Below are 8,086 nucleotides of genomic sequence, written 5' to 3'. Positions count from 1 at the left end.
ATGACAGTTCGATGACAGCGGCACTCCCCATCGAGGCGCGGCTCGATGCCATCCAGGCGGCGCTGGCGGCACATCCCCGGGCGCTGCTGGTGGCCGAGCCCGGCGCCGGCAAGACTACCCGGGTGCCGCTTGCGCTGCTCGAGGCGCCCTGGGCCGCCGAGGGCAGGCTGCTGCTACTGGAGCCGCGGCGAGTGGCGGCGCGGCTGGCCGCCGGCTTTATGGCCGAGAGCCAGGGGGAGAAGGTCGGCGAGACGGTGGGCTACCGCATGCGCGGCGAGAGCCGGGTGGGGCCCGCCACGCGCCTGGAGGTGGTCACCCAGGGGGTGCTCACCCGCATGCTGCAGGAGGACCCGCTGCTGGAGGGGGTGGCGGGCATTCTCTTCGACGAGTTCCACGAGCGCAGCCTGGAGGCGGACCTCGGCCTGGCGCTGGCCCTGGATGCCCAGTCGGTGCGCGACGACCTGCGCCTGCTGGTGATGTCGGCGACCCTTGACGTCGAGGCCCTGCTCGGCGTGCTGGGCGAGGGCACCTCGGTGATCGACTGCCCCGGGCGCACCTTCCCCGTGGTGACGCGCTACCGTGCCATCAATGCCCGGGAGGAGGCCGCGCCCCAGCAGGCCCGGGCGCTACTCGACGCCATGGGGCAGCGGGCGGGCGATGCCCTGATGATCCTCCCGGGGGTGGCGGAGATCCGCCGCCTGGCCCGGGAGCTGGCCAATCGGGCGCCCGATCTTGCCGTCATGGAGCTCCACGGTCGGCTACCCCTGGAGGCCCAGCGCCGGGCCCTGCGCCCCGACCCGGAGGGCCGCCGACGGGTGGTGCTCGCCACCGCCATCGCCGAGTCCAGCGTCACCGTCGATGGGGTGCGCCTGGTGGTGGATGCGGGCCAGGAGCGGGTGCCGGTCTTCCAGCCGAGAAACGGCCTGACCCGCCTGGCGACGCGCCGCGTCAACCGCGCCAGCGCCGACCAGCGCCGCGGCCGCGCCGGCCGCCAGGGCCCCGGCCTCTGCCTCAGGCTCTGGGCCGAGGAGCAGCCGCTCATCCCCCACGGCGAGCCGGAGATCCGTCAGGCCGATCTCGCCCCGCTGGCCTTCGAACTGGCCCGCTGGGGCGTGACCGACCCCGAAAGCCTCGCCTGGGTGACCCCGCCCCCCGCGGCGGCATTGGCCGCCGGTCGCGAGCTGCTCGGCCGCCTGGGGCTGCTGGATGCCGAGCAGCACCTCACCGAGCTGGGCCGCCGAGCCGCCCGCTGGCCCACCCATCCGCGCCTGGCGGCCATGCTGGAGCGCGCCCGCGAACTCGAGGCGCTGCCGCTGGCCTGTGCCCTGGTGGCGCTGCTCGAAGGGCGCGGCCTGGACGAGGAGCGCGACCTGGAGCGAGCGCTGCAGGCCCGGCTGCGCGAGCCTCGCGAGCATCGCCAGTGGCAGCACGACGCCCGGCGGCTGGCCCGAATTGCCGGGGTCAACCTCGAGGTGGCAAGCCTTTCGCCGCTGGGAGAGCTTGTGGCGCTGGCCTATCCGGAGCGAATCGCCCAGCGTCTCGATGCCCCGGGCCGCTTCCGCCTGGCCGGCGGGGGACTGGCGACCCTGCCCGACCACCACCCCCTGGCCCATGCCGCGTTGCTGGTGGCGGTGGAGCTCGACGGGGAGGCGAGCGGGGCACGCATCTTCCGCGCCGTGGGGCTAGCTCCTGAGCGCCTCGAGGCGCTCTACCCCGAGTGCGCCGAGTGGCGGGCGAGCCTCGAGTGGTCCGACGACCAGGGTCGCCTGATCGGCGAGCAGGTGCGCGGCCTGGGCGCCGTGGTGCTGGAGCGCAAGCCCCTCGCCAAGCTGCCCCCGGAGGCGGTGAGGGCGGCGCTGCTCGAGGCGCTGCGCCGCCGTGGGCTGCCCCGCAATGACGCCCTGACCCAGCTGCAGGGCAGGGTGGCGCTGCTGCGCCGGACGCTGGGTCACGATGGGCAAGAAGGGTGGTCGGATTGGTCCGACGAGGCACTGCTCGCGACACTCGAGGTGTGGCTCGCCCCGCACCTGGAGGGCATCACCCGGCTCGACGCGGTGGAGCGCCTGCCCCTGGCGCGTCTGCTGCTCGACACCCTCGACTGGGCGCTGCGCTCGCGGCTCGAGGCCCTGGCCCCGGAGCGGCTCACGGTGCCCAGCGGTGCCAGCCATCGGGTGGACTATGCGCCCTGCCGTGAGGGCAAGCCGCCGGTGCTGGCGGTGAAGTTGCAGGAGTGCTTCGGCTGGCAGGCCTCGCCGCGGGTGGCCGACGGCCGCGAGGCCGTGCTGTTGCATCTGCTGTCGCCGGCGCGCCGCCCGCTGCAGGTCACCGCGGATCTTGCGAGCTTCTGGGCCAATGGCTACCCGGAGGTACGCCGCGAGATGCGCGGCCGATACCCGAAGCATCCCTGGCCGGAGGATCCGCTCACTGCCGAGGCCACCGCTCGGACCAAGCGGCGTAGCTGATCCTGGCATACCAGAACCCGAGGAATCCGCGGCACCTGGGCCGCCGAGGCCACCGCCCGCACCTAGCATACCCGGTGCGTCAGGAGGATTCGGCCTCCCTGTGGTCATCTCCCCTGCCGCTGGCGGTGGGCTGGCTGCTGACGCCCCGGGCGCGTAGCACGCGCTTCTCGATCTCGACGATCAGGTAGAGCGCCAGGCTGCCTGTCAGGATCAACCCCCAGTGGCCGGGCGAGAGGCCTTCGCTGGCGAAGATCACCTGCATGAAGGGCAGGTAGGTCCAGCCCAGCTGCAGCGCCGTGATGACCCCGATGGAGCCCCAGACCGGGCGGCTGCCGAAGATGCCCTCGACGGAGAGGGTGCTGCGCAGCAGGAAGCGGCTGTTGATCAGGTAGGCGGCGCTGCCCATCACCAGCATGTTCACCGCGCCAGTGCGGGCCAGCTCGATGCTGCCGCCCTGGGCCAGTAGCCAGCTGAACATGCCGAAGACGCCCACCAGCAGCAGCAGCGAGACGAAGACCACCCGCCACAGCAGGAAGAGGTCCAGCAGCGAGGCCTCCGGATCCCGAGGCTGGCGGCTCATGATATCCGGCTCGGTGTGCTCGAAGGCGAGCGCCAGGCCCAGGGTGACCGCCACCACCATGTTGACCCACAGCGCCTGCAGCGGGGTCACCGGCAGGGTGGAGCCGGCCAGCACGGCGAGCATGATCGCCAGGCCCTGGCCGCCGTTGGTGGGCAGCAGGAAGGTGATGGTCTTGCGGATGTTGTCGTAGACCTTGCGGCCCTCGCGGATGGCGCCGACGATGGTGGCGAAGTTGTCGTCGGCCAGCACCATCTCGGCGGCCTCCTTGGCGGCCTCGGTGCCCTGGATGCCCATGGCCACGCCTACGTCGGCGCGCTTCAGCGCCGGGCCGTCGTTGACGCCGTCGCCGGTCATGGCGCAGATGCCGCCCCGGGCCTGCATGGCCTTGACCAGACGCAGCTTGTGCTCCGGCGAGGCTCGTGCGAAGACATCCACCTCGAGGATCACCTCCTCAAGTTCGGCATCGGACATCCCCTCGATCTCGCGGCCGCTGATGGCACGCTCGGTGTGGGCGAAGCCGAGCTCCCTGGCGATGGCCAGGGCGGTGACGGCGTGATCCCCGGTGATCATCACCGGGCGGATGCCGGCGGCCAGGCAGTCCTTGACCGCCTCGATGGCCTCGTCGCGGGGCGGGTCAAGCAGCCCCACCAGCCCCAGCAGCACCAGCTCCTCCTCGGCGTGCTCGTCGGTCAGTTCGTGGACGTCCTGGATCGATCGTTCGGCCAGCGCCAGCACCCGCAGGCCCCGGGAGGAGAGGTCGTGGATGCGTTCCTCCCAGAGCTCGACGTCCAGTTCGCTGTCCTCGCCGTTGCCACGCACCCGGTGGCACATCTCCAGCAGGCGATCCGGGGCCCCCTTGACCAGCAGCAGCGGCTCGCCCTCCAGTTCGTGGAGGGTCGCCATGTACTTGCGCTCGGACTCGAAGGGAATGGCATCCTTGCGGTCATGCTTGCCGCGCAGCTCCTCGGTGGTCAGCCCCGCCTTGGCCGCGGCCACCACCAGGGCCCCTTCGGTGGGGTCGCCTTGGATCTTCCAGCGGCCCTCCTCCTTGGCCAGTTCGGCGTCGTTGCACAGCACTCCCACCTTGAGGAAGTGGCGCAGGGCGTGGTCATCGTCGAGGTCCAGCGACTCGCTGTCGGGCTCACCGTCGCTGACGCGATGGAAGCTGCCCTCGGGTTCGAAGCCGATCCCCTCGATGTGTACCTCTCCTCCGGGCAGCCAGATTGCCTGGGCGGTCATCTCGTTGCGGGTCAGGGTGCCGGTCTTGTCCGAGAAGATGGTGGAGATGGAGCCCAGGGTCTCCACCGCGGGCAGCCGGCGGATGATGGCGTTCTTCTTCGCCATGGTCTGCACGCCCAGTGCCAGACCGATGGTGACGATGGCCGGCAGGCCCTCGGGGATCGCCGCCACCGCCAGGCCTACCGCCGCCATGAACATGTCGACCAGCGGCTGGCCGTGGACCAGCACGCCGAAGGCCCCGGTGAGCACCGCAGCGCCCAGGATGAAGAAGGCCAGCACCTGGCCGGCGCGGTCGATCTGGCGCAGCAGCGGGGTCTTGAGCTGCTCCACGCCCCGCAGCATCTCCGAGATGCGGCCGATCTGGGTATTGGCGGCGGTCTCCACCACCAGGCCCCGGGCGTTGCCCTGGACCACGATGGTGCTGGCGAAGGCCATGCCGGTGCGATCGCCTAGGTCGGCGTCCTCCGCCACCGCATCAATGGCCTTGTCCACCGGGGTGGACTCCCCGGTCAGCGAGGCCTCCTCGGTGCGAAAACGCCGGGCCTCCAGCAGTCGCAGGTCCGCCGGCACCCGGTCACCGCTCTCAACCAGCACGATGTCGCCCGGCACCAGCTCCTCGGCGGGAATGGTCTCGCGCTTGCCGTCGCGTAGCACCTGGGCCTGGGGCGAGAGCATCTGGCGGATGCTCTCCAGGGCCTGCTCCGCCTTGCCCTCCTGGAAGAAGCCGATCAGGGCGATGATCAGCACCACGCCGAAGATTGCGCCCGCGTCCAGGGTATGACCCAGCCCCAGGCTGGCGATGGCGGCGACGATCAGCACCAGCATCAGGATGTTGTTGAACTGCTCCAGCAGGCGCCGCCACCAGGGGCGCCCCTCTGCCTGCTGGAGCTGGTTGGGGCCGTGCTCGTCCAGGCGGCGTGCGGCTTCCTGGCCATCCAGGCCGTCGGAGGTGCCCTCAAGGCGCTTCAGGGCCTCGTCGCCATCCAGGGCATGCCAGGCGGTGGGCTCGCTATGTCTCGGCTCTGTCATCCTTCTCCTCCGGCGCATGTCAGGGGGCTGCTTGATGGATAACTACCACACAGCATGCTGCAGTGCAGTGATCCAGGGCAAGGAGAGCCGACAAGTGCCTGTCAGCCCCGGGTCATGAAGGCGACGCGGGTGCCGTGGGCCAGGCGTGCCGCCGGCTCGACGGGAGGGGCTTGTGGAAGGCCCACCATCTCGTCGGTGACGTCGGCCCAGGTCAGGGTGCCATGGGTCAGGCCCAGCGGCGCCAGGGCGCGGCTGATCCACTGGGTGCCGGTAAAGCGCCGGCCTTCGCCATTTTCGTCCACCAGCAGGCTCTCGCCGCCGGCGTGGTGCAGGCGGACCAGGTAGATTCCCATGTCCAGCGACTGTACCTCCACGACGGGCGGCGCCTCCGGGTCGAGGCGCTCGGTCAGCGCTTCCAGGGTCAGCCGAGCGGGCAGGGCGGGGGCATCCAGGGGTATCATGGGAGTCATCCGATGTTGGACATGGGCTGTCATTCTATCGCGACCTGTACAGGAGTCGTCATGCCGTCATCCGCCGATGGCTGCCCCTGCGGCAGCGGCCAGTCCCTGGCCCAGTGCTGTGGCCGGTTCCACGCCGGCGAGCCGGCGCCCACCCCCGAGGCGCTGATGCGCTCGCGCTACAGCGCCTTCGCCCTGGACCTCACCGGCTACCTGCTGGAAAGCTGGCACGCGAGCACTCGCCCCGCCGAGCTCGCCCCGGACCCGACCACTCGGTGGCTGCGCCTCGAGGTGCTGGAGAGCGGCGAGGAGGGCGACAGCGGGCAGGTGCATTTCCGCGCCACCTTTCGCGAGGGGCGGCGCTTCGCGGTGCTGGAGGAGGCCTCGCGTTTTCTCCGGGAGGCCGGACGGTGGTATTACCTGGACGGTAGCCCCAGGGTCACCCGGCTCAAGCCCGGCCGCAACGAGGCCTGCCCCTGCGGCAGCGGGCGCAAGTTCAAGGCGTGCTGCGGGGCGGGCCGGTGACCGCTGCGGCTGGCCGCTGAGCGGGCCAGCCCTTACACTGCGCGGCATGCCGCCGTGCCAATCGGCCCCATTCTCATCTCGTCCCGGACGCGTCCCATGGCCCAGACCCTCTCGAAACGGATCAACAAGTACATCAGCGAGAGCGGCATGTGCTCGCGGCGAGAAGCCGACCGTTACATCGAACAGGGCAACGTGCGCATCGACGGCCGGCGCGCCACCCCCGGCGACCAGGTCTTCCCGGGCAGCGTGGTCAAGGTCAACGGCCAGTTCGTCGAGCCGCTGGAACTGGAGGAGGAGGACCTGGTCTTCATCGCCCTCAACAAGCCGGTGGGCATCGTCAGCACCACCGAGCCGAGCGAGAAGGCCAATATCGTCGATTTCGTCGGCCACGGTACGCGGATCTTCCCCATCGGCCGGCTGGACAAGGACTCCCAGGGGCTGATCTTTCTCACCAACAACGGCGACCTGGTCAACCGTATCCTGCGGGCGAGCAACCAGCACGAGAAGGAGTACCGGGTCACCGTCAACAAGCCGATCACCGACGACTTCATCCAGGGTATGGGCGGCGGCGTGCCGATCCTCGGCGAGGTCACCAAGAAGTGCCCGGTGGTCAAGGAGTCGCGGTTCGTCTTCAACATCACCCTGGTCCAGGGGTTGAACCGTCAGATTCGCCGCATGTGCGAGGTGTTCGGCTACGAGGTGGTGAAGCTGGAACGGCTGCGGATCATGAACGTCACCCTCAAGGGGCTCGCCGAGGGCGACTGGCGGGACCTGACGCCCGCCGAGGTGTCGACGATCCTCGCCATGACCGAGCACTCCTCCTCCGAGGCCCAGGCCCCCGGCCGCCGCTCCGTGCGGCGCCAGGGCGGCAAGGCAGGGTCCAGCAAGACAGGGTCCAGCAAGACAGCGAGCCCCAGAGGGGGCGCCCGCCAGGGCGCTACGCCGCGCCGCGGCGAGGGTGGCAAGGCTGCCGGCGGCAAGCCGGCTAGCGGGAAGCCCGGAAGACGCAAGGCGTCAGGCGGCAGCGCGGCCGCGGGCAAGGCGGCGGGTGCCAAGGCGGCGGGTGGCAAGAAGCCGAGCGCGAGGGCGGCGAGCCCGAAGAAGGCCGGTGCCAAGCCATCCGGTAACAGGAAGCCCGGGTCAGGGCCTGCCAGGGGCAGCGGCCCGGCCGGCAAGTCCCGGGGCAGAAAGAAGTAGCGATCCTTCCCTCGACCGAGAGCCACCATGAGCGATGCCCGTCTCCACAGCACCGCCGCGGCCCGTAACCGGCAGCCGATCCTCGAGGTGCTGCGCCAGGTCCTGCCCGAGCGGGCCCGGGTGCTGGAGGTGGCCAGCGGCAGCGGCGAGCACGCCCTCCACTGCGCCGGGGGCATGCCCGACTGGCACTGGCAGCCCAGCGACCCCACCCACGAGGCGCTGGCCTCCATCGCCGCCTGGCGCGAGACGACGGCGCTGCCCAACCTGGCCGCGCCGCGGTACCTCGACGCCACCGACCCCGCCAGCTGGCCGGCAGAGCCTTTCGACGCCATCGTGGCCATCAACCTGCTGCATATCTCGCCCTGGGCGGTCACCGAGGCGCTGATGGCCCGTGCCGGCGAGCGCCTGGTGCCGGGTGGCGTGCTCTATCTCTACGGCCCCTATCGGCGGGGCGGCGAGCACACCGCGCCCAGCAATGCCGCCTTCGACGCCAGCCTCAGGCGTCACGATCCGCGCTGGGGCGTGCGCGACCTCGAGGCGGTCGTGGCCGAGGCGCAGGGCCGTGGCCTCGAGCTCGCCCGCGTCGTGGATATGCC

The 8,086-nt window shown here is 71.0% G+C and carries 6 protein-coding genes; 4 read left to right on the top strand and 2 right to left on the bottom strand.

Annotated features, from left to right (window positions below):
* The first annotated feature begins 11 nt into the window (after positions 1 to 11).
* Positions 12 to 2,462, top strand: coding sequence for an ATP-dependent helicase HrpB (hrpB, locus tag IBX53_RS13035; protein ID WP_290909927.1), 2,451 nt, complete (start codon positions 12 to 14; stop codon positions 2,460 to 2,462).
* A gap of 79 nt (positions 2,463 to 2,541) precedes the next feature.
* Here hrpB and IBX53_RS13030 read toward each other — a convergent pair whose 3' ends face one another.
* The gene (locus IBX53_RS13030; RefSeq protein ID WP_290909925.1) at positions 2,542 to 5,310 is read right to left on the bottom strand and encodes a cation-transporting P-type ATPase; all 2,769 of its coding nucleotides are present in this window, start codon (positions 5,308 to 5,310) and stop codon (positions 2,542 to 2,544) included.
* Positions 5,311 to 5,411: 101 nt separating this feature from the next.
* On the bottom strand, positions 5,412 to 5,771 hold the full coding sequence (locus IBX53_RS13025; RefSeq protein ID WP_290909923.1) for a DUF6482 family protein: 360 nt from the start codon (positions 5,769 to 5,771) through the stop codon (positions 5,412 to 5,414).
* 60 nt (positions 5,772 to 5,831) lie between these two features.
* Between IBX53_RS13025 and IBX53_RS13020 the strand changes: the two genes are divergently transcribed.
* From IBX53_RS13020 to IBX53_RS13010, 3 genes are all read left to right on the top strand, one after another.
* Entirely contained in the window at positions 5,832 to 6,293 is a 462-nt protein-coding gene (locus tag IBX53_RS13020) for a YchJ family protein (protein WP_290909921.1), read from the top strand.
* Positions 6,294 to 6,389: 96 nt separating this feature from the next.
* A complete protein-coding gene (gene rluF, locus IBX53_RS13015; RefSeq protein WP_290909918.1) occupies positions 6,390 to 7,490 on the top strand; it encodes a 23S rRNA pseudouridine(2604) synthase RluF in 1,101 nt (366 codons plus the stop codon).
* A gap of 27 nt (positions 7,491 to 7,517) precedes the next feature.
* On the top strand, positions 7,518 to 8,086 hold a 569-nt coding region (locus IBX53_RS13010; protein ID WP_290909916.1), incomplete at its 3' end, for a DUF938 domain-containing protein.

The sequence above is a fragment of the Halomonas sp. genome (assembly GCF_014859505.1).
GTDB lineage: Bacteria > Pseudomonadota > Gammaproteobacteria > Pseudomonadales > Halomonadaceae > Halomonas.
The sequence above is the reverse complement of the archived record's forward strand: the minus strand, read 5'-3'. Positions and strand labels throughout refer to the sequence as shown.